We start from the raw sequence: 255 nt of genomic DNA on the forward strand, positions 1-255 counted from the left end.
TACTATAGCTTGACACTGAACACTGGTCCTTGATGTGTAGGATAGGTGGGAGGCTTTGAAGCGAGGACGCCAGTTCTTGTGGAGCCAACCTTGAAATACCACCCTTTAATGGCTGGTGTTCTAACGTAGACCCGTAATCCGGGTTGCGGACAGTGTCTGGTGGGTAGTTTGACTGGGGCGGTCTCCTCCTAAAGCGTAACGGAGGAGCACGAAGGTTAGCTAATCCTGGTCGGACATCAGGAGGTTAGTGCAATG

Annotated in this window: 1 rRNA gene; it reads left to right on the forward strand. The window is 51.8% G+C overall.

Annotated elements, in window-relative coordinates:
- Nucleotides 1-255 (forward strand): 23S ribosomal RNA (locus KW828_RS22220); the annotation flags it as partial.

The sequence above is a fragment of the Enterobacter sp. ENT03 genome, from assembly GCF_019218745.1.
GTDB lineage: Bacteria > Pseudomonadota > Gammaproteobacteria > Enterobacterales > Enterobacteriaceae > Enterobacter_D.